General features: G+C 42.4%; 17 protein-coding genes. 9 read left to right on the forward strand and 8 right to left on the reverse strand.

Annotation, left to right across the window (positions count from 1 at the left end):
* Positions 1-3: 3 nt before the first annotated feature.
* Both PR709_RS16420 and soxR read right to left on the reverse strand, forming a co-directional pair.
* A complete protein-coding gene (locus PR709_RS16420) occupies positions 4-1,650 on the reverse strand; it encodes a Na+/H+ antiporter (protein ID WP_004926020.1) in 1,647 nt (548 codons plus the stop codon).
* A gap of 555 nt (positions 1,651-2,205) precedes the next feature.
* A complete protein-coding gene (gene soxR, locus PR709_RS16425; protein WP_004926014.1) occupies positions 2,206-2,703 on the reverse strand; it encodes a redox-sensitive transcriptional activator SoxR in 498 nt (165 codons plus the stop codon).
* Positions 2,704-2,862: 159 nt separating this feature from the next.
* On the opposite strand from soxR, the gene PR709_RS16430 reads away from it, so the two are divergent.
* The 4 genes from PR709_RS16430 to PR709_RS16445 are packed head-to-tail and all read left to right on the forward strand — an operon-like array spanning position 2,863 to position 7,701.
* A complete protein-coding gene (locus tag PR709_RS16430; protein ID WP_004926011.1) occupies positions 2,863-3,291 on the forward strand; it encodes a DoxX family protein in 429 nt (142 codons plus the stop codon).
* Positions 3,292-3,303: 12 nt separating this feature from the next.
* Positions 3,304-4,413, forward strand: a complete 1,110-nt coding sequence (locus PR709_RS16435) for an efflux RND transporter periplasmic adaptor subunit (RefSeq protein WP_004926007.1) — start codon at positions 3,304-3,306, stop codon at positions 4,411-4,413.
* A 10-nt stretch (positions 4,414-4,423) separates the two neighbouring features.
* Positions 4,424-7,528, forward strand: a complete 3,105-nt coding sequence (locus PR709_RS16440; RefSeq protein WP_004926005.1) for a MexW/MexI family multidrug efflux RND transporter permease subunit — start codon at positions 4,424-4,426, stop codon at positions 7,526-7,528.
* Positions 7,525-7,701, forward strand: coding sequence for a hypothetical protein (locus tag PR709_RS16445; RefSeq protein WP_004926002.1), 177 nt, complete (start codon positions 7,525-7,527; stop codon positions 7,699-7,701). Before PR709_RS16440 ends, PR709_RS16445 begins: the two co-directional genes overlap by 4 nt.
* Positions 7,702-7,757: 56 nt before the next feature.
* Here PR709_RS16445 and arnT read toward each other — a convergent pair whose 3' ends face one another.
* The 4 genes from arnT to dcuC all read right to left on the reverse strand — a co-directional run bounded on the left by arnT (position 7,758) and on the right by dcuC (position 14,675).
* On the reverse strand, positions 7,758-9,407 hold the full coding sequence (gene arnT / locus PR709_RS16450) for a lipid IV(A) 4-amino-4-deoxy-L-arabinosyltransferase (RefSeq protein WP_004925999.1): 1,650 nt from the start codon (positions 9,405-9,407) through the stop codon (positions 7,758-7,760).
* A gap of 480 nt (positions 9,408-9,887) precedes the next feature.
* Positions 9,888-11,162, reverse strand: coding sequence for a bifunctional O-acetylhomoserine aminocarboxypropyltransferase/cysteine synthase (locus PR709_RS16455; RefSeq protein WP_004925996.1), 1,275 nt, complete (start codon positions 11,160-11,162; stop codon positions 9,888-9,890).
* 608 nt (positions 11,163-11,770) lie between these two features.
* The gene (locus PR709_RS16460) at positions 11,771-13,018 is read right to left on the reverse strand and encodes an aromatic amino acid transport family protein (RefSeq protein ID WP_004925994.1); all 1,248 of its coding nucleotides are present in this window, start codon (positions 13,016-13,018) and stop codon (positions 11,771-11,773) included.
* A 298-nt stretch (positions 13,019-13,316) separates the two neighbouring features.
* Positions 13,317-14,675 carry an anaerobic C4-dicarboxylate transporter DcuC gene (dcuC, locus tag PR709_RS16465; RefSeq protein WP_004925992.1) on the reverse strand — a complete coding sequence of 453 codons (1,359 nt, stop codon included), beginning with the start codon at positions 14,673-14,675 and terminating at the stop codon, positions 13,317-13,319.
* A gap of 764 nt (positions 14,676-15,439) precedes the next feature.
* On the opposite strand from dcuC, the gene PR709_RS16470 reads away from it, so the two are divergent.
* Entirely contained in the window at positions 15,440-15,739 is a 300-nt protein-coding gene (locus PR709_RS16470; protein ID WP_004925989.1) for a PAAR domain-containing protein, read from the forward strand.
* A 20-nt stretch (positions 15,740-15,759) separates the two neighbouring features.
* Here the strand turns inward: PR709_RS16470 and PR709_RS16475 are convergent, their stop codons facing one another.
* Both PR709_RS16475 and PR709_RS16480 read right to left on the reverse strand, forming a co-directional pair.
* Entirely contained in the window at positions 15,760-16,215 is a 456-nt protein-coding gene (locus tag PR709_RS16475; RefSeq protein WP_004925985.1) for a regulatory protein RecX, read from the reverse strand.
* Between the two features lie 81 nt (positions 16,216-16,296).
* On the reverse strand, positions 16,297-17,757 hold the full coding sequence (locus PR709_RS16480; protein ID WP_004925984.1) for a DUF4026 domain-containing protein: 1,461 nt from the start codon (positions 17,755-17,757) through the stop codon (positions 16,297-16,299).
* A gap of 236 nt (positions 17,758-17,993) precedes the next feature.
* Here PR709_RS16480 and PR709_RS16485 point away from each other — a divergent pair, with 236 nt between their 5' ends.
* The 4 genes from PR709_RS16485 (at position 17,994) to PR709_RS16500 (ending at position 21,690) form a co-directional block, all read left to right on the forward strand.
* On the forward strand, positions 17,994-18,176 hold the full coding sequence (locus PR709_RS16485) for a hypothetical protein (RefSeq protein WP_004925981.1): 183 nt from the start codon (positions 17,994-17,996) through the stop codon (positions 18,174-18,176).
* Between the two features lie 216 nt (positions 18,177-18,392).
* On the forward strand, positions 18,393-19,394 hold the full coding sequence (locus PR709_RS16490; RefSeq protein WP_014656912.1) for a hypothetical protein: 1,002 nt from the start codon (positions 18,393-18,395) through the stop codon (positions 19,392-19,394).
* The gene (locus PR709_RS16495; protein WP_004925978.1) at positions 19,394-20,545 is read left to right on the forward strand and encodes a BamA/TamA family outer membrane protein; all 1,152 of its coding nucleotides are present in this window, start codon (positions 19,394-19,396) and stop codon (positions 20,543-20,545) included. Before PR709_RS16490 ends, PR709_RS16495 begins: the two co-directional genes overlap by 1 nt.
* A complete protein-coding gene (locus PR709_RS16500) occupies positions 20,545-21,690 on the forward strand; it encodes a DUF4056 domain-containing protein (RefSeq protein WP_004925975.1) in 1,146 nt (381 codons plus the stop codon). Before PR709_RS16495 ends, PR709_RS16500 begins: the two co-directional genes overlap by 1 nt.
* The last annotated feature ends 111 nt before the right edge of the window (positions 21,691-21,801 follow it).

The raw sequence follows: 21,801 nt of genomic DNA on the forward strand, positions 1-21,801 counted from the left end.
TAATTAGTGTTTTTTGCTTTTATGATGATTGAGCGTTTCTTCTTTAAGATCTAATTCATCACGTAAGCGATGATATACGCGCTCACTGATATTCTTACCTTTACGCATGAGATACAAGGCATCGCGTTTCGCTTGTAAAGCTGAGCGAGACATTTCCCGTTCCATATCAATCATTTTGTGTAGGTCATAGACATCAGACTCAGTTTCATCAGTATTATCTAAGCGTCTGCCATAGATTTCCAATAATTGAGAGCCTACTTCGGTGCGCATTGCAATTTCATCAACATCTTCTGAAGGATGGTTCATCAATTCACGTAAATGTGCCATTGCAGCCTCATTGAGAGCCATACGAGCACGGATCTCATCATTATCATACGGTAAATCCTGTACCAACCCTTTCGTCAAAATAGGCAATGCAACGCTAGCGATTAACAATGAACACAAAATCACCCCCATTGCCAAGAAGATAGCCACATCACGATTTGGGAATAGGCTATTATCCGGCATTAGCAGTGGTAATGTTAGGATACCCGCCAAAGTAATCGCACCACGAACCCCCGCTGTTGCCATTACCGCCATCATGCGAATGTGTAAAACATCCGCTTCTTTACCACGACGACGGTTGTTAAATACGGTTAAGGTCATTGAGATCCAAACCCAAGCAAAACGTAAAATCGCTAATGCGACGGTGATAACAATCACATACACAAATAGCATCCAAGGGTGGCTTGCTCCCGCCGCTTCCGCGACTTGCGGCATGTTATTCCACATACCTGGTAATTGTTCCCCTAATAAGATAAAGATCATCCCATTAAGTGCCGTTTGCACCGTATCCCATACCGCTTTACTTTGCATACGAGTTGCCGCCTGCATGCGCCCTGCAATTTTTTCATAGTGCATAGCGATACCCGCAACCACTGCGGCTAGGATCCCAGAGACATGAAGATGTTCAGCCAATAAGTAAGCACTAAATGGCATCAATAGGCTGATCATGATTTGGATTGCCGGCTCTTCACCGGTACGTTTCACCAAAAATTGGTTTAACCAGCCAATAACCCAAGCCACTAATAAACCAATTAAGATCCCGCCAAACGCGACAAGGGCAAATTCTCCTGTTGCGGATGTTAAAGAGAAGGTACCTGTTAATGCTGCCGCTACAGCGAATTTAAAACACACCAAGCCTGTCGCATCATTGAGCAGAGATTCACCTTCAAGAATATGTGCCATACGTGAAGGGAGTGGTGAATTGACTGTCATTGCAGAAACAGACACGGGGTCGGTTGGTGACAAAATCGCCGCCAGCGCAAAAGCAACGGCTAATGAAATTGCAGGGATCAACCAATGAATAAAGAAGCCCATCCCAACCACTGTCACCACCACAAGACCTATCGCCAATGACATAATTGGCTTAATCTCTTGGAATAACGCTTCCTTAGGAATACGCCAGCCATCCAAGAACAGTAATGGAGGAATAAACAAAAACAAGAAGAGATGCGGTTCAAATTCAACCACAAAACCAAAAGCTGACAACGCTGCACCTAGCGCTATCTGAATAATAGGTAAAGGAATAATATCCTTAAGTAGCCGAGAGACAAATACGCTCACAATAACGGCCAATAAAAAAACTAACACAAGGGTCACAACTGACATGGATTTGCTCCAGTATTAAGCTAAGCAGAAGTTATCAGTAGTGAAGTAAATAGATAAATTGAATCAATGTAAAGTATCTATTTACTAGAAAATAAAAAAACAGAATTTTCAGAAAACTATCAGTACAATCATTCTGTTACAGAATATTACAAACTTTATCGAGCCGAGCTTAATAAAATCCTATTATGATGATAATTAAATAGTTATAACGATTATTCGTGATAAATTATCAATAACTCGTTGGTTTTATCTGTTTTGCTATTTTTCTTATACCATCTTGTATTCACTTACATCTGTCGTAATCACCTAAGGCTATATTTAAGTCATATAAAAGGGTACTGACAATAAAAGTTGTCACAATCATCATTGCCATACTCACTATTACTTTATTGTTCAAAAATCAACAAACACATAAAACGTTAAAATCATTTAAATTACCTATTACTGCTTTCATCTTTCAATGTGCTATTTTTCAGTGACTCTTTCCCTGACCCGCAAAGCGGGTTGACTGGTCAAGTCGATAACATTTCACTTCACCAGTCATCACGCCACTTGTTATGGGCGTTCTAAAATTCGAGCCCCCGGCCCTTTACGCCCTAAAATATCATCAGGGTTACGCAGTGGACATTCACTCAGAGATAAACAGCCACAACCAATACAATGGTCTAACTCATTACGTAAGCGAGTCAGTTGCCGGATCCGCCTATCCAACGAGGTTTTCCACTCCGTCGACATCTCTTTCCACTGCTCTGAAGTCAGTTTACTGTTAGCCGGAAACTTACCTAACGCATCTTGGATCTCTTTTAAAGGTATCCCTGTGCTCTGTGCCACTTTGATAATCGCAATATAACGTAATACCACCGACGGAAAACGTCGTTGGTTGCCTTGTGTTCTCGTACTTTGGATCAATCCTTTTGACTCGTAAAAATGCACGGTAGAAACGGGAACACCAGAGCGTTTAGCAACCTCTCCGACAGTCAATGCCCTTGTGAAATCAATCTTATGTTCACCGTCTCCACGCCTTTTTGTCGTTTTCGTGTTTTTCTCAGCCATTTTTGACTACCTGCTCTTGACCTCAACTTAACTTAAGGTTTTATAGTTCTAGCCACTGAATTTGTCAATTCAGATTATTCCATTCTATTTTCTGCATGAGGTGGTGACAGCGCTTATTTTGTGACATGCAGGCTAACTTGATTTTAAAGGGGATAGGCTATGCCATCGGTAATTGCCAAAATTTTAGAAAGTAACACATTATGGATTATCGCTCGCTTGCTGATATTAATTCTGTTTATTTCATCTGGCTTAGCAAAGGTTTTTGACTATGAAAATAGCCTAGCAGAAATGCGCGCAGCAGGTTTACATCCAGACTGGTTCTTCAACATCGCCTCTGCATTTGTGCTGCTAGTAGGCTCGCTATTAGTACTCTTTAACCGCCTACTTTGGCTTGGAACTGGCGCACTCGCCGTATTTTTATTCCTGACCATCGTGATTGTTCATACTTTTTGGAGCTATACCGGTGAAGAAGCCAAACTCGCGATGTTTTGGGCTATTGAGCACACCTCTGTCATTGGGGGATTAATGGCTGTCGCCATCGCAGGTCATTTCCGTGATCTTTATTTCGCTGTTAAGGCACAGAAATAGTAGGTATTTATAATGAATAAAAAAACAATTGTCACGCTGTGCTCACTGCTGATTGTTGCTGGTGGTGGCGCAGCGATTTACACCTCCTACGCCCAAGACGGAAAAGACGAACAGGCGGCTTACCAATATCCACCGGTGAAAGTCGCATTAGCACCAGTGACTCAAGACAATGCACCACGCACTTTTTATGGTGTCGGTGAATTAGAGGCTGGCAGCCAAGTCTTTGTTGCGGCGGAAACCAGTGGCCGCATTACCAAAATCAATTTTGAATCGGGTCAACAAGTGAAAAAAGGCCAGCTTCTGGTTCAACTCAACGATGCAGTTGAACAAGCTGACTTAGCTCGCTATCAGGCTCAGTTGCGCAATGCGGCACGTTTGTACGACAGAACCCGTACCTTGGCTGCTAAACATCTCGTTGCAGAAGCACAGGTCGATAGCACTCGTGCAGAACGTGATATCGCGCAAGGTTTGATCCGGCAAACACAAGCGTTGATTGCACAAAAGGCGATCCGTGCTCCATTTGACGGCACTATCGGTATTCGTCAGGTTCACGAGGGTCAATACCTCAGCCCCGGCGAAGCCATTGCAAGCCTCGTCGATACCAAAACATTAAAACTTAATTTTTCCCTTGATGAGCAAGCTGCGCCAGAGTTACATGTTGGCCAAATTGTTGATATTCATGTCGATGCTTATCCAGGTAAAACCTTCCCTGCACGTATCAGTGCCATCGACCCATTAGTAGGTAAATCGCGTACCATCCAATTACAAGCCACGCTTGAAAATAGTGACGGGGAGTTAAAGGCGGGTATGTATGCCAATGTGAATGTCGTACGCCAAGCAAACAGTGAGGTACTAACAATACCTGAAACGGCAGTGACTTATACGGCCTATGGTGACACAGTTTTCATCGCTGAAGGCAGCGGCGAAAAAATGACGGCAAAACAAGTCTCTGTGAAAACGGGCCAACGCTGGGATGGCAAAATCGAAATTGAGCAAGGGCTAAAATTGGGTGACAAAGTGATCACCTCAGGGCAATTACGTCTTAACAATGGCTCCGCCATCACCCCTGTCGCACAAGATACATTAGCAGAATCACCGGTTAAGACCGCTCAGGATTCATAAGGAAGGCGCAATGAAATTTACTGATGTTTTTGTGCGCCGACCCGTTTTGGCGCTGGTTGTGAGTTCATTGATTGTATTGATAGGGTTGTTTGCATTAAGTAAATTGCCTATTCGCCAGTATCCACAATTGGAAAGTTCTACCATTACTATCACTACACAATACCCCGGCGCATCCGCTAAGTTGATGCAGGGCTTTGTGACTCAGCCTATTGCGCAAGCTGTCTCTTCTGTCGAAGGGGTCGATTACTTGTCCTCTTCCTCTGTACAGGGCAGTAGCTTAGTGACCGTGCGAATGGAGCTTAACCGTGATTCAACGCAAGCACTTGCACAAGTCATGGCGAAAGTTAATCAGGTTCGCTACAAGCTTCCAAAAGAAGCTTATGACCCAGTTATAGAGCTGTCTTCCGGTGAATCTACCGCTGTTGCATATATCGGTTTTTCCAGTACAACCCTTTCTATTCCGGCACTGACGGACTATTTATCTCGGGTTGTTGAGCCGATGTACTCCTCCATCGAAGGTGTAGCAAAAGTACAAGTGTTTGGTGGTCAACAGTTAGCCATGCGTTTATGGTTAGATGCCGATAAACTTGCGGGTCGAGGATTATCTGCCGCAGATGTTGCGCAAGCGGTTCGCCAAAATAACTACCAAGCGGCGCCCGGTAAAGTGAAAGGCGAGTATGTGATTTCTAACGTCTATGTGAATACAGATCTGACTAACGTCTCTGAATTCCAAGACTTAGTCATACGCAACGATGGTAATGGGTTAGTTCGTTTACGTGATGTTGGTACTATAGAGCTAGGTGCCGCAGCCACTGAAACCAGTGGTTTGATGAATGGAGAGCCTGCAATTTATTTAGGCCTATTTGCAACCCCAACCGGGAACCCGTTGGTGATTGTCGATGGTATGAATAAATTGATGCCTGATATCATTAAAACGTTACCACCGAACGTTAAAGTAGAGATGGCATTTGAAACTTCTCGCTTTATCAAAGCCTCAATCGATCAGGTATTCCATACGTTGGTGGAAGCATTATTGATTGTTATTGCTGTTATTTATTTATGCTTAGGCTCTATTCGCAGCGTTATTATTCCTATATTGGCGATCCCATTGTCAATGTTAGGGGCCGCCGCACTAATGATGGCGTTTGGCTTTAGTATCAACTTATTAACGTTACTTGCCATGGTGCTTGCCATCGGATTGGTGGTGGATGATGCCATTGTTGTCGTGGAAAACGTCCATCGTCATATTGAGGAAGGTAAATCGCCAGTTCTCGCTGCACTGATAGGCGCTCGTGAAGTGGCAGGGCCTGTGATTGCCATGACCATCACATTAGCAGCGGTGTATGCACCGATTGGCTTGATGTCTGGTCTAACAGGGGCGTTGTTTAAAGAGTTTGCCTTGACGCTCGCAGGCTCCGTGATTGTTTCAGGTATTGTGGCCTTAACTTTATCACCTGTGATGAGTTCGTTTATGTTGAACTCAAAACAGAATGAAGGCCGCATGGCACATATGGCGGAAAAGTTCTTCGCTTTCCTCGCTCATTACTATACCAAAGGGCTGAATTTCTCACTGAGGCATCGTTGGATCACCGGCATTATCGCGGTATTTGTCTTCATCAGCTTACCTCTCCTGTACCAATCAGCCCCCCGTGAACTCGCGCCGGTTGAGGACCAGTCTGCCGTATTGACGGCAATTAAGTCACCCCAACACGCTAACTTAGAGTATGTAGAGCGTTTTTCTCATAAACTGCATGATGTGATGATGGAATTGCCTGAGACGGAAAGTACTTGGATCATCAATGGCACAGACGGTATCTCATCAAGCTTTGGGGGAACTAACCTCACCTCATGGGAGAAACGAGATCGCCCTGCTTCTGCCATTCAATCAGACTTACAAGCTAAAGTAGGTGACGTTGAAGGTAACAGTATCTTTGTCTTCCAGTTACCGGCTCTACCTGGCTCTACAGGCGGTTTGCCAGTACAAATGGTGCTGCGTAGCCCACAAGGTTACCCCGTTTTGTATAAAACCATGGAAGAGATCAAGCAACAAGCTCGCGAAAGTGGATTGTTTATGGTCGTAGACAGTGATCTTGACTACAACAACCCTGTGGTTGAAGTCAAAATTAACCGCTCCAAAGCCAATAGTCTTGGTATCAGCATGCAAGATATCGGTGAATCACTCACATTATTGGTTGGTGAAAACTATATTAACCGCTTTGGTATGGACGGACGTTCATATGATGTGATCCCTCAAAGTGTACGCAGCCAACGATTAACACCCGATGCGCTTGCTCGTCACTATGTCAAAGCACAAGATGGCACAATGATCCCGCTATCAACAGTTGTTGAGATCAATACGCAAATTGAACCGAACAAGTTAACTCAGTTCAATCAGCAAAATGCGGCGATTTTCCAAGCTATCCCTGCACCGGGCGTCACATTAGGACAAGCCGTTTCTTACTTAGAGAGTATTGCTAGTGCACTACCCGCAGGTTTCAGCCATGACTGGCAATCTGATTCGCGCCAATATAAGCAAGAAGGCAATACCCTCGCCTTTGCGTTTATGGCGGCGCTCATCATCATTTATCTGGTTCTTGCTGCACAGTATGAAAGCTTAGTCGACCCACTGATTATTTTAATCACCGTACCGTTGTCAATTTGTGGGGCATTAATTCCTCTCGCCTTGGGATATGCCACCCTCAATATTTATACCCAGATTGGCTTGGTGACGCTCATTGGCCTCATCAGTAAACACGGTATTTTGATGGTGGAGTTTGCTAACGAATTACAAGCTCACGAGGGCCTCGACAAGCGCCAAGCTATTTTGAAAGCCGCTCAAATTCGTTTACGCCCCATTTTGATGACAACTGCCGCGATGGTGATTGGCTTAGTTCCCCTGTTATTTGCGACAGGTGCAGGCGCAAACAGCCGTTTCGGTCTGGGCTTAGTGATTGTCACAGGTATGTTAGTTGGAACCCTGTTCACACTGTTCGTTTTACCAACCATTTACTCATTGCTTGCACGTAATCACAGTGCAACCGCATTAACACCAAGGCGTTATGAGCTTGCCGAAGCGAACCGCCTGCTAAAAGAAGATGAGGAGAAAGCATCATGAACCACAGCATAACGAATCGTCATTCGAAAAATAGTCGAGGTATCAGTGGCAACGAAATGAGTACGATGAACAATAGCTTTGCTATGCTAATGATTTATCATGGGCTAACAAGTAGCGAAGCTAAATCCTCGCATGAAAAAGAGGTACCAACCTTCTATAAGGCCACGAGATAGCCTAAATACATAATCAGCCGCATAGTCACTATGCGGCTTTTTTGTTGAGCATGCGATTATTTTCGGCCCTCATAGAGGACTAAAACTAAATTCCCCTCTCGAATAATAATCGGCTTCCCCGGTAACGAATTTAATATCCTATCTTGCGTGCCTTCAACAACGACCGCAACATCCTGATAATTATGTTGCTCTAACAAGGTAGGTAACTGATCTAACCGATAGAAGCGGTTTGCTGCATCTGGGTATTTCAACCCATAACTCAATTCACCACTTTGATGGAGCATCGTAATATCACTACGCTTTAAGACCCATGCGAGTGCCGTACCTAACCCCACATTATTCGTCAATAAATAGGTTTTATTCGATAGCTGAGGGCGATATTTTTCGATGAGCTTTTGTGGCGTATTATTGCTGGCGATATGATTTGGGATCACATACCCCACACTGAGGCTCAATACCAAAGTACATGCCGCTGCCCACGCCCAAAAACGTCTGCGATATGAAATGATGCCAATCACGCCCCAAAATAAAAATGCGCTTGCTGCAAGTAACCGCTTATTATCTTCATCTGCCGCATAAATATCGAGTTGCCCAAAGTAAGGTAAAAAGAAGATTGCCGCTGCCGTAAATAAGCCAATACAAATATTGATAATGGCATTCAGGCGGATAGCGCCAGTCTGTTGTTGTTGCTGTATCTTATCAATATACGCGGCCATTAAGATCGCAACGGGGGCAATACAAGGCAAAATATAGGTCAGTAGCTTCCCTTTCGTAATACTAAAAAAGATGAAAGGAACTAAGAACCACAGCAAGAAATAGAGATGTAGCCCTTTTTGGCGAACACTGTTTATCAGTGAAGCAAAAAAATAGCCCAGCCAAGGTAATACTGCTGCAAGCATTATTGGAATATAAAACCAGAAAGGTGAACGGTTTTGGGCGTTCTCTGACATAAAGCGCTGCACATGTTCCACCCAAAAGAAATAACGCCAATAATCTGGCTCGCGACTAGCAATCATGATGGCCCAAGGCAAGCAGACAATAAACATGCTGCACAAAGCCACAAAGGCAAAGCAGAAAACTTCCTTAAACTGTTTATAGTAAATTGACGTTAAAAAAATCACTAAGCCTGGGATGACTAAAACCAAAAAGCCTTTTGTCATCAGCCCCAATCCACCTGCGATACCTAATAAGATAAAGGCGGTTAGCTTTTGTGAAAAAACCTGTGTTGTTAGCCCCCACTGATAAAAGAAAATCGCCATCGTGATAAACGCGGTCAATATCGGGTCAAGGATATTGTATGTTCCCATCGCGAGTATCATGAGCATTGAGAGGTAAATCAGTGTGGCATTAAATGCAAGATCGGCTTTTTGCCATGCCCTTTTTGCACTGAGATAAACAAACAATGCACTGATTAAGGTACTAAAAACAACACCAAGCCTAACGGAAACGTTGTTCTCACCAAACAGCATTTGAAAAAATGCGTTTACCCAATACCCAAAAATGGGCTTTTCAAAATAACGAATATTGAGAAGTTCAGGTACGCTCCAGTTATAACTTAGAATCAATTCTCGACTTATTTCAGCATAACGTAACTCATCAGGTTGCCAAAGAAGCCGCCCCGGAAGAGGAATAAAATAAGTGAGTAATACAAACCCAAATAGCAGGCACCACTTAAGGTAGGCAACCTTATTATTTGCCATAATCATGTTTCTCAACCATTCTTTCGATAAATGTTTAATAATAATTAGATATAAACCTGAATATTATTGTTCACCTTAAAGTGACATAACATCGGGCTATTATTTAGCTTTAATCAGGTTAATCACACTATTATCATCAGTGTGAGTAAACCTCATATAAACAAATAAAAAATTAATTTGCCGTTCTTAAACAATCAATAAATGAATATAAAATAAAGTGTTAACGCACATTTCAAGCTTTTCGGTAATGTAAGACTGGAGTGGTTTAAAATAGTTCAACGTTAAAACATTATTCCATAAAATATTTAAGACATAATCATTCGTTTAATTACTCTCTTAATTCGATAACATCAATTAACGATGACAAATACCCATCAATGGAGTAATAGACTTAAATAAAATAAAGCGATACAAAAAAGCGATTATCGATAAATATTGTATTATCAATAATCGCACATATTAAGTAGCTTGATTCAGTAGATGGCTTTATTGCGCAGCATGCAGCGCTTGTTCAAGATCCGCCAAAATATCATCAATATGTTCAATACCAATAGAAAGGCGGATCATATCACGTGAAACACCCGCTTTCGCTAATTCAGCATCGTTAAGCTGGCGGTGAGTTGTTGAAGCTGGATGGCACGCCAATGATTTAGCATCACCAATATTGACCAGCCTGACGATTAATTTTAAAGCATCAATAAAACGCGCCCCAGCGTCCTGCCCACCTTTAATACCGAACGACATAATACTGGCAGGCTTGCCATTCATATATTTTTGCGCCAACGCATGCTCAGGGTGGCTAGGCAGCCCCGCGTATTTCACCCAAGCCACTTGAGGGTGTTTTTCCAAAAACTGTGCGACTTTCAACGCATTCTCTGTATGGCGCTCCATACGTAAAGCCAACGTTTCTAGCCCTTGTAAAATCAAAAAGGCATTAAATGGAGAAAGCGCGGCACCCGTTCCGCGTAATGGTGCTACGCGGCAGCGAGCAATAAAAGCTGCCGCACCAAAATGCTCAGTATAGCTAACTCCATGGTATGCAATATCTGGCTCAATCAATAACGAAAAACGATCTGCATGCTCAGTCCAAGGGAACTTACCTGAGTCTACGACCATTCCGCCAATAGAAGTGCCATGACCGCCAATATATTTAGTCAAGGAATGCACGACAATATCAGCACCATGTTCAAATGGACGGCATAAATAAGGCGTTGCCACCGTGTTATCCACAATTAGAGGCACACCATGGCGATGAGCCACTTCCGCTAATGCCGCAATATCGACAATAAACCCAGCAGGGTTAGTGATAGATTCGCAAAATACGGCTTTGGTTTTATCATCAATCAGAGCTTCCAAAGCGGCTAAATCATCATGTTCTGCAAAACGCGTTTCGATACCAAAACGAGGTAGTGCATGCGCCATTAAGTTATAAGTACCACCGTACAATTTGGCAACCGAAACAATATTATCGCCCGCTTGTGCGATAGTTTGGATAGCATACGTAATTGCCGCCATCCCAGATGCTACAGCCAGCCCAGCAATCCCGCCTTCTAAGGCGGCAACGCGTTGCTCTAAAACATCATTGGTAGGGTTCATAATACGGGTATAAATATTTCCTGCGACTTTCAAGTCAAACAGATCTGCGCCATGTTGTGTATCATCAAAAGCGTAAGACGTTGTTTGATAGATAGGAACAGCAACCGCTTTGGTGGTTGGATCGGGTGAGTAGCCGGCATGAATCGATAATGTTTCTAATTTCATTTGTTATCCTTATTATGCCGCAGTAAACAATATGACCTGATATAGCATATCTGTATTTACTACGTATCTGTTATATCAATAGATATTATCTAATTGTATTAAGCAGACAACCCATCTCAATGTGAAATTATTTCACATAGCTGAATATCCTATTGATTAACAAGGGCGAAGGAGTAACGCCGTGTCATTCGTGATTTATTAAGTGCTTAATCATAACTTTAAAATATAAAAAGCCTCTTTTAATTTGTTAAAACAGCCGCGACCTAGCAATCACAAAGATTAAAAAAGAAATCAAAAAGGCCCCTAATGGAGAACGCGAAAAGCTTAGCGTTTACTAGATGGAAGTGTGAATATCCTATTATTTTTCACCGAAATGCAGAAGGCACACATTCGACAGAATATCTGAAAGAAAAGTGAACGCTTTGGCAATTTAAATATCGCTATAGCGCATTTTGATGTAGAGGGAACGCTGTCGATATGGTGAGTAAGAATACGAGACGCATCTTTGCGTAGTGAACGCTCCTCTATCTGAAGGCCCGTTTACGGGCCTAAATATCAGAGCGTTATGTACCTATTAGGGTGAGCCCCCTCATACAGGAGGGGAGTTGTTAGAGTAATTGTTGCAATAGACCATAAAGGACGGAAGTGATAGCCGCTAAACCACAAATAATGGTGAAGATCTGCGCAACAATTGATGTGCTGAATTTTTTCATCGCCGGCACAATACGCATCGCAACGACTGGCAGAATAAACAAAATAGCAGCTATCATTGGCGCACCCAGCGTCTCAATCATATAGATAATATTTGGGTTTTTGATAGCGACAATCCATGTTGTGAGAACAATAAACAGCATGGATACCGTTTGAATTTTTCTCACTGAGAAAGAAGTACGAGATTTAATTAACCCAACTAAGCCTTCATGGGCCCCTAAGAAGTGTCCAAAGTAACTTGATACGATAGCGGTAAAAGAAACAATCGGCCCGAGGTAAGAGATAATCGACGATGAGTCAATATTCGCCATATGAGATAACACACTAATGTTTTTGTCATTTGCGGTTTTAAGCTCAGCAGGACTTAATGACAAGACCACCGAAAAAACAAAAAACATCACAAATCCAGTGAGCATCAATGCTGCGCCGCCTGTGATCATATCCGTTTTAATGACCGCATTATCACCGAATTGCTGACGCTGATCTTTTGTAAACTGGCTGATAATCGGGCTATGGTTGAATGAGAACACGATAAGCGGGATCGCCATCCAGATAACGACTGGCATTGCGGCCCAATCGGGGCTCACTTCTAGCATAGAGGTATTCCATCTAGGGATAAAGTAGATGGACAAAGCTAACAAAATGAAAACTAAAGGATAAACCATCACGGAAGTCAGGCGTAACATCAAGTCACGCCCAAACAACACACCCGCCGTCATCGCACCAATTAATATCCCAGACAGTAGCCAACGTGGCATCTGCTCCATGTGTAACTGGTGAACTAAAAAGGAGTCAACCGTGTTAGTGATACCCACACCGTAAATCAGAACGATTGGGTAAATAGCGAAAAAGTAGGCAAACGTGATAATGTTCGCCCCCGTTTTACCAAAATGCTCTTCTACCGTATCCGTAATATCTGAATTGGGATTTTTCGCGGATAAAACAAAACGAGCCAATCCTTTATGTGCTAACCAAATCATTGGCGTCGCAATCAATGCAAGTATTACCAGCGGCCAAAAACCGCCACTTCCTGCTTTAATCGGTAGAAATAACACACCCGCACCAACCGCGGTGCCGAATAAAGATAAGACCCATGTAAAATCTTTATAAGTCCATTTGTTAACTGGTTTGTCTGTCGTCTTCATAGCATTATCATTAATTGTTCATATAAAAAAGATGTGCGGATTTTGCATCAATTACTATTGAGTACCTAGCTTATTTTCCGGCTTTTGTTTGTCTTTTTGGTGCAGATCTCAAAAAAGGCGCTTAATAGGGAAAAATGGGGGAGAATAAAAAATAAAAAACCTTATTTTATTTAAAGAAACACACTAAAAATTAACAAATTTTCGATTACTAGCGTGATTAACTATCCGCCTTCAAATAAAAAAGCGGCTGAAAAAAGATCGCTTCAGCCGCTTTTCCAATCACAACACTAAAAAGTGATCAGCGATATACTGGAACCAAAATTTCCGTTGCAATAATCACCACCAAAAGGCCCACTAATACAGGAACGGAGGTTCTTTTGACCACTTCAAATGGTGATATTTTTGCCATACCGGATACCGCGACGACAACGCCAGAAACGGGTGATAATGTTCGTCCTAAGTTAGAAGCCTGCAACATAGGGATCACTAAATAGGCTGGATTCACTCCCATCTGTTTTGCTAAATGAGGAATAAGTTCAACAAAGGCATAGAAAGGCGCATTCCCTGAGCCTGTTGTCATCGCCGCTAACATGGTGATAATGACCAGTACAATCATCATCACTATTGCACCAGAGCCGAAGGATTGCGCTAAACCAATTAGCCCCTTGATAAAGCCAACACTACTTAAGCCTTGTGCAAAGACCCCAGCGGCCACCAACAGCATCACCACACTGGCAAATGCATCAGCCATACCTTTATAACAGGCATCTAACCCCGAATAGACCTGTTTGGCATTGAAACTACGTAAAAATTCAATAACTGCTGCCAAAATAATACAAGCAACAATAATTGTGATGATGTGTAATTCAGGCGCCCACTTACCATCAAAGATCAGCACACCAATAATCGGGGTGAACGGTAAGATGGCATAAAAAGTCGGAGCATGAGTTTTAATTTCACTCACATCCAACATTTCTGTGTTGACCTGCTCTTTTTTATCGAGGAAACGCTGCCAGAAGAAGTGAGCGATAGACATGGCTACGATCGCAATAATTGAAATAGGTAACGTCGTTTTAAAAGCAAAATCAATGAGCGGCATTTCGGCAGCTTCTGCCGCTAAAATCACATCGCCAGAAGTTGGCGCTAAAATAATGGCCGCTGGTGAAGCACAGATAGCGGCTGCGGCGCCACGACTAATCCCCACATTTACCATGACAGGGAACAAGGTCGCCATTAATAATACCCCTAGCCCCGTCGCCGAAGAAACGGCCAATGACATTAAACAAGCGACAATATAAGCGGCAACCATCAACATATAAGGTGAGTTGATCATCTTTAATGGTTTTGACGCAATTTTGACAACAACATCATTTGCGCCAATGTGGGTCATATAAGAGGCAAACCCACACAACACCATGATCATCATCCCTAAGTTGCCACCACGATCCATCAATAAGTATTTTATATACTCAATAATGTCGGTCGCACGCCATCCCGTAGGTTTTACTGCTTCTGGTAAAATACTTTTCCCCATAAGCACGGTAATGATCAGGAGTAAAATACCGCCTGTCATCAACACACCCGTTGCTGAATAGCCTTTGATAATATAGCGCCCAACGCCTATCGCGACGATGACGCCAATTAACAACTCAATCATATACTTCCCCTGCCTGTTTCATTTTTTATTTGATGGTACTTTGCCCAAGATATGAACGGGATTTACTGACGCGGATCATGTCAATATCAGATAATTATGACAAATAAACACATTAGCAATACATTAAATGGTAAATAATTTTATAAGGATGGGAAAAGAAAGACTAGCCCACTGCCGAGCGGAGAAACCATTATCTCGACACGCCACGTGCAGCGCCGTTTGTACCTCATCAAACAGCACAGAATTTGCTTCACCGTAGACAGCTATTTCCTGATCGCGATGGATAAACTGGAGGGAAAAATTTGCGTTTAAAGGGGACGTACTGGTGTTGATATTGGCAGGGATCAGTCTGTTTCTCACGTATTGGAGCATGAGCGAGTATCAGAACCTGACCGAGTGAAAACGGTCAGCCAAAAGATATCAGACGCAGAGCCACAATATCGAATTGACCAACTGCACCATGGACGACAAGCGTAAGAGCGCGTTATCAGCACGTTATCTCAGTGTGTCGGGGAATTCGCGCCACAGGACAGTCAGTTAGCCATGCAATACAGGGAAATCAGTCAACAGTTAGAAAACGCTAGTTAAGGGTGTCTTAATTAATGGGGAGTGGACAGGTATTACCACAATGAAACAGGATCTCCATTAGAGGCCTATTTTGAGCAAGGGGATTTTGCTTTTGATGTGGGTAAAAATGATCTAGGCACAACCATTTGGCATTTAGTACGTCAAGGAAAACGAATTGATTAGGCACAAAGAAGAAAATGCGCTGCACCATTGATAACCGTAAAGTAATTCAAAAAGGAGATACCACATCAACGGGCGGTACTGTATTAGAAGGAAGCGATGTTGCTAGTCGGAAAGATATCGATATCGCTACAGAGGGTATGAAAGTCTTTTGTCCGGCGTGTAAAAAAACAGGCACTATCAAGGCCGTAATAATGCCTCCTAGAGTAAAAACTATTCACGTCGTATTGCAAATAGCACTTATCTGGAATTGGAGAAAACCGATTAGCCGCACCAACCTAGTTGCTTTGAGGGGGCGTGTACGCGCAGGAATGTGATTAAAAAATTAAATGATGGGTTATCGAAACTGTTCAAAAATCATATCACCTGAAAAACCTCGATACTGTAAATAACGGACTTGCTTGCTTTTTTCTTTAAAGTCGCGAGGAATTTCATCGCCGAATTTTTTACAACGCACATCCGTCGCAAGCTCAAACCAATCCACATCAAGCTGCTCAAACTGCTGTTCAATTAAAGTCGCAGTAAAACCTTTTTGGCGTAATTCCTGCTTGATCCGTAATGGTCCATAACCTTTACGAATATAACTACGTAACTGTAGCTCTATGACGCGAGTATCATTCAGGAAATGCTGTTCACCTAAACGTTCAATTACCCGCTCAATCAACGGCTCGTCAATAATACCGTCATTTTTTTCATACATACGCCGTTTCATACGTGCTGATAATTCCGCCGTTCCGTAATCACGGCGAGACAGCATAAATAACGCATATTGATATAATTCAGCTTCATTCATATACGACACTCTGTAATAAAAATGGGTACTCAAAGTACCCATTCTATACGCTAAATTATCCGAGTGCAGCTAAGCAGAGATTTAATGCACTTGAGACCCAGACAGTAATTTATAAATGGTATCCGGAGTATAATTACCGTCTTGGTAATAGATGGTCCAGTCGGTGATATCATCACGAGTCAAAGGATATACTTCCCCTTCCTGCATCGTCTTCACATAGAAAGGATGATTGATCAAGCGCCCCTCAAACTGATCACCGTTCCATGAAACGGGTTCAAACCACATATGCTCATGGCCATCGTAGTCATCTTCCTCGTCACGATAACCGATGCCACATTTCACCAAGAAACGCCATTCGCTCTCTTCTTCGGTGTCTGATTTTCCAAGTAGCTTAGAAAAGAAGCCTTTTTTCTGTACTACAGGTTTCGGACCATAGTTATCCAGCATATGGGTAAAGTATTCCCAACGCAATTTAGCCTTACGAGACATATCCGCCGTTTCTTCGTCGGTACGCATAAACATCATGGCGTTTTGATCTTCAAAACCTTTAAAAAAGCTTTCTAAAACTGGTTCTTCTTGTGTCACTCTAAAGAGCATCACAGACGGATGTTGATGAGACTCATCACGATCCTGCCAATCCCCCATAAAACGGTTGGAATCAGCATCGCCAAATTCATAATTCATCTCTTCGAGTGGTTTCAAATTATCAATTGGCGTTGATTGCCCAACATGTTTTAAGCCTTCTTCAAACGGTAGCGCCACTAAATACTCATAACCACTTTCTGTTTGTCCGATAAAAATTGGTTCATTAAACTCAATTTTGCCATGTGTAATGCTGTTATTAACAAAGCTCCAAAATAGCTCTGGAATACCGTAATAGGAGGCAATCGGATGTGGAATAATGATTTCCGCTTCGGATAAGCCACAACGTGCAAGGCCATGCGTGTGGAACCAATACATGGTTGGGCCACGCTCCTCGTTCTCTTGCTCTTCACTTTCGTCATGATCATAAATAGCGTGAACAACATATAAAGAATCGATACTTGGCATTAAGTCATCGATAAGTTGGAAATTTAACCATTCACGAGTAAAGACTTTCCCTGCCGCTGATAAATCAAGCCCCAACAATAAATCAGGGACTAATATTTGAATAAGTTTTAGTTGCTGTAGATAGCTAACCAATGGCTGGTCTCGAAATAGGCACTCAACAATCACCGCTTGCGGTGCAGCGCTTGCCTCTGCATACAATTCCGGGCTGATTGGATCGGTTGAAAAATAGGGATTAATGACGTACTCAGGGTCACTATCCACTAATGAGACATAAAAACGCAGTTCTTCTTCTCCGCGTTTACATGAAAAGAAAAAATCACTTTCACTTTCAGGTAAATAATCAATTTCACCTTCAGTAAAATAGTCTTGCTCTTCTAAACGTAGCTCTAAGAGAGATAACGTTAATTCAGAGGCAGGGATTGCCACCATCATAGATGCTTCTTTTTCACCTTTACCGGCGGCAATATCGAGGTATTGTTGTTTATTATTCATTATATAAGCCTATAATTTATTTACTCGGCAAAGGATAGCAGCTTAGTCTATCGTTTTATATTGTGAATAATCTTAACGAATTCATATTAAAATGATTATCTGTATATTTAGAAATAGTCATTATTCGACAACAACTTATTCTACTTTTCAATCCGAAGTCACTCAGGCACAATAACCTTAATTCAACTATCCTCTTGGATACTCTCTTTTATGACATTTAAATATGGGCTTTAGATATGGCAGAACTCACCAAAGAGCAAAAACAGTACGTTGATCAGCTCGCGATGGAGCGTGTTTTTGATATGAACAATGATGATGTTTTGATCAATGCATTAGAGCAAAAAGTACACCAAATGGAAGATCATTTAAAAGCCTACTTCCATGAGCGTGTGCATTTTCATCAAAACAAACAGAAATAATCAGACGATCGTCAATAAAAGAAGCTCCCCGCTTCTTTTATTGTTTGTGAACACTTCCTTCTCAATCTAATAGACTATAAAAAGTAATTGACCAAGCTCAAGTTTTCTTCAAACACAGCATTTAACGCCATCTATTAATTCCCCTATTATGCTAAACTTATCACTCGTCTTTTATAGACTTGTTTTCCCTTGTTTATTTCAATGTTGAGCCTATTTATGACACGCATTCAACTTAGCAAAGCGTTGCTACTCTCTTGTTGTTTTTCTATTCCTGTCAGCTTTGCTGATAGTGATCGCCCACTTTTTTCAATCACCATGAGTGAGTCTGGCGTTCCACAAAATAACAGCGAAGGTGGTATTACGCGCTCATCCTCAAGCGAATCTCGTGTATTACCAATTTGGGGCGATGAAGCACGCGCCCGCGGTTACGATATCCCAGAGCCTTTTGGTGTGAGCTACGGCTATATGAACCTGCGTCAAGATGTTGTCGTGGATAAAATCGGTTTTATTTCTAATTCAAATATGGACTTAGAGAAATTACTCCATATCGAAACTGGGCATACACGTAGTAAAAATGAGTCACATGTCTTAAAGCTTGATGCTTGGGTGTTTCCTTTTATGAATGTGTATGGGCTCTATGGAAAAACAAAAGGAACATCAAAAACAAATCTAAATAACGTAGAAGCCCGAATGAAATTACCTTGGGGCACAGATTGGATTATCCCTATCGGGAAGAATTTACCTTTCGAATTAGAGTATGAAGGGAAAACATACGGCGGTGGTGTCACTTTTGCTGGCGGGTACAATCAATTCTTTACAACCTTAGATGCTAACTATACTAGAACAAATCTAGATATTTTAGACGGCGATATCTCAGCCTTAGTTATTACCCCACGTGTGGGTTATGAGTTTATTTTTGATCCTCTGATTAGCGGTCAAGGAAATACAAAAATTCAAGTTTGGACTGGTGCTATGTACCAAGATATTACCCAACGTTTTAAAGGGGATATCAGTAAGCTTGATCTACCTCCTGACTTAAGCAAATGGATGATATTTGCACCCGGTGACACAAAATTCGATGTTAAACAACATCTTGCCCATAAATGGAATAACATTGTCGGCGCACGCGTTGAACTGACTCGCAATTTTAATGTTCTGACCGAAGTTGGCTTTAATAACCGCAATAGTTTTTATATCTCAGGTGAGTTTCGTTTTTAATGCTGCAGCAACAACACTCTTCTTTATTAAGGCTGACACTGCTCAGCCTTTTTATTGCCCTCCCCACGCAAGCGGAACTGCTACCTGATCGGCAAAAAATTGATGGCTGGTTAAATGATCTTGGTGGTACAAACCATTTCGATGAGAGTAAAACCATTGATTGGGGGTTATTGCCCGGCCCTTTCTACACCCCCGAAATGGGGATTGGTATAGGTACTGCATTAGTGGGGTTATACCGCATTGATAAAAATGATAAAGAGACTCAACCGTCTTCAATAGGTTTAAGTGGCTTTGCCTCTTCTACTGGCGCATTTGGCGTTAACTTTACCAACTATAACTTTATTGACCATGACCAATGGCGGTTATTTGTTTCTGGTACGTTAAACAATATTCCAACCTACTATTGGGGGAAAGGTTACGCCGCCGGTAAGAATGACCATAATAAAGAAAAATATCACTCTCAAGAATTTGAAATTACGCCTCGTGCACTCTATCGTCTCACCGACGCTACTTATATTGGGCTCGGCTGGAACTTTTCTTCTATTAATGCTAACGGCCCTGATGATGGTGCTAAACATTATTTTCAACAATCAATTGGCGGGCAGTCTGTTATTAATTCAGGCATGAGTGCCTACTTTAGTTATGATACACGCGACTTTTTGCCAAATGCGCATCACGGGCAGGCTTTCGAAGCGGTCTACACTTATTTTTCGCCGAGTTTTGGCAGCGATACACGTTTTCAAAGTACCCAATTACAATACGCCTATTACCACGAGCTCACTGAAAACACAGTCATAGCACTCGATAACTATGCACGATTTACCACGGGTGAAGTACCATGGGATCAGCTGTCATTATTAGGTAACGCCAATCGTATGCGAGGCTACTATGAAGGTCGCTATCGCGATAATAATATTTTTACGACACAATTAGAGTTACGGCATAAACTCGATTGGCGTCATGGTATCGTCGGCTGGGTAGGTACAGGCACGATGAGCGATAAAACGGCTGAATTAGGTGAAGGTCATTGGTTGCCTACCACGGGTGTCGGTTATCGTTTTGAATTCAAACCACGTATGAATGTACGGCTCGATTTTGGGGTTGGTCGCAATAGCACTGGTTTTTATTTTCAAGTAGGGGAAGCTTTTTAATGTTACAGCGATTAATCATGCTTATATTCACTTTATTATTAGCAGCATGCCAAAACACTACCCCCTACAAGCAACCCAGCGTTCTTCCTGAGCTGAGTAGTGATACTCACGAATCAGCGACTCAGACATGGCCAGTATTATCCCCTCTAGCACCGCCTCAAGGCCTAAGAGCCTGTTGCGCTTTTGGCTATGATCTGCACGCACAACTTTGGGGTATCCCAGTTCCTTTCTATACGATTGATAATATCGTCGAAGCCGATAAGTTAGGTGAACATCATTATAACGATAGCTTTTTCGGGGCCACCGCCGCTTTAATGGGCGTGAGTAAGGAAAAGGTTGGCCTGTTATATAGCGAGAAAGGCGGGTTTATCGATATTTCCCATGTCAGGGACACGGCTGACTATACCCTCTTTTTGTTTAGTCAAATTTACCCAAAACTGGGGGAAGGCTGGACGCTCAAATTAAGTGATGAACTGGCTAGCCGACAAATCGTCTTCCACTCATTTGCGCCCCCGACTTCCGCTCAGGAGCGTTATACACTTAGCGCTTATTTAGCAGCAAAATTGGCATTCCAGCTAGCAGCTTGGCATGAAATTGCCCAATGGTATGGTTACCAATCTGTTCCCGGCTTTTCCGAGGGGATCTCAGCTTTTTCACCAGAAGACCTCTATTCCAACCTACTTGGCGCCCGTTTAGCCATGACATTAATTTTACAGGGGAGAGCGCAATCATTGCCGATGTTTTCTCAATCTCTGGAAAACACCCTGCCTATCGCATTGGAGCAGCTAGGTGCGAATAGTAAATCACAAACTCGGAAGATGTTCGACCGTGTCGATGGCTTATGGTGGAATAGCTACCAACGAGTTCCTGAAAAATTCCTTGTGTTAACCCGTGACTACGATACCTCAGATAATCGTTATCCTTTAATACCTTTGCAAATGATACCCACTGAGCACTTACGTTTAAGTTTGCCTAACGAGTATCGAGGCTATGTTTTACACCAGCTTGCGCAACTTAGGTTATTACCGACAAAAAAGATGGCCCAATTGCCTATTCCGCAAACCTATTGGACCGTCGCTGATTTTCCAGCCTTATCCACCAAAGCGCAAAAACAGGATCAACAGCAGCAGCGATTGTCGTTTTAAAACAACCTAAACAAAAATAGGTGGAGATTGCTCACTTAGGCTAAATTTCCACCGATTTTTCACCCCCTCCTCCGCATTTTCTAGCTCATTTTTTCACCCGAAAACTGCTCA

It is taken from the genome of Providencia sp. PROV267 (genome assembly GCF_028477825.1).
Classification (GTDB): Bacteria; Pseudomonadota; Gammaproteobacteria; order Enterobacterales; family Enterobacteriaceae; genus Providencia; species Providencia stuartii.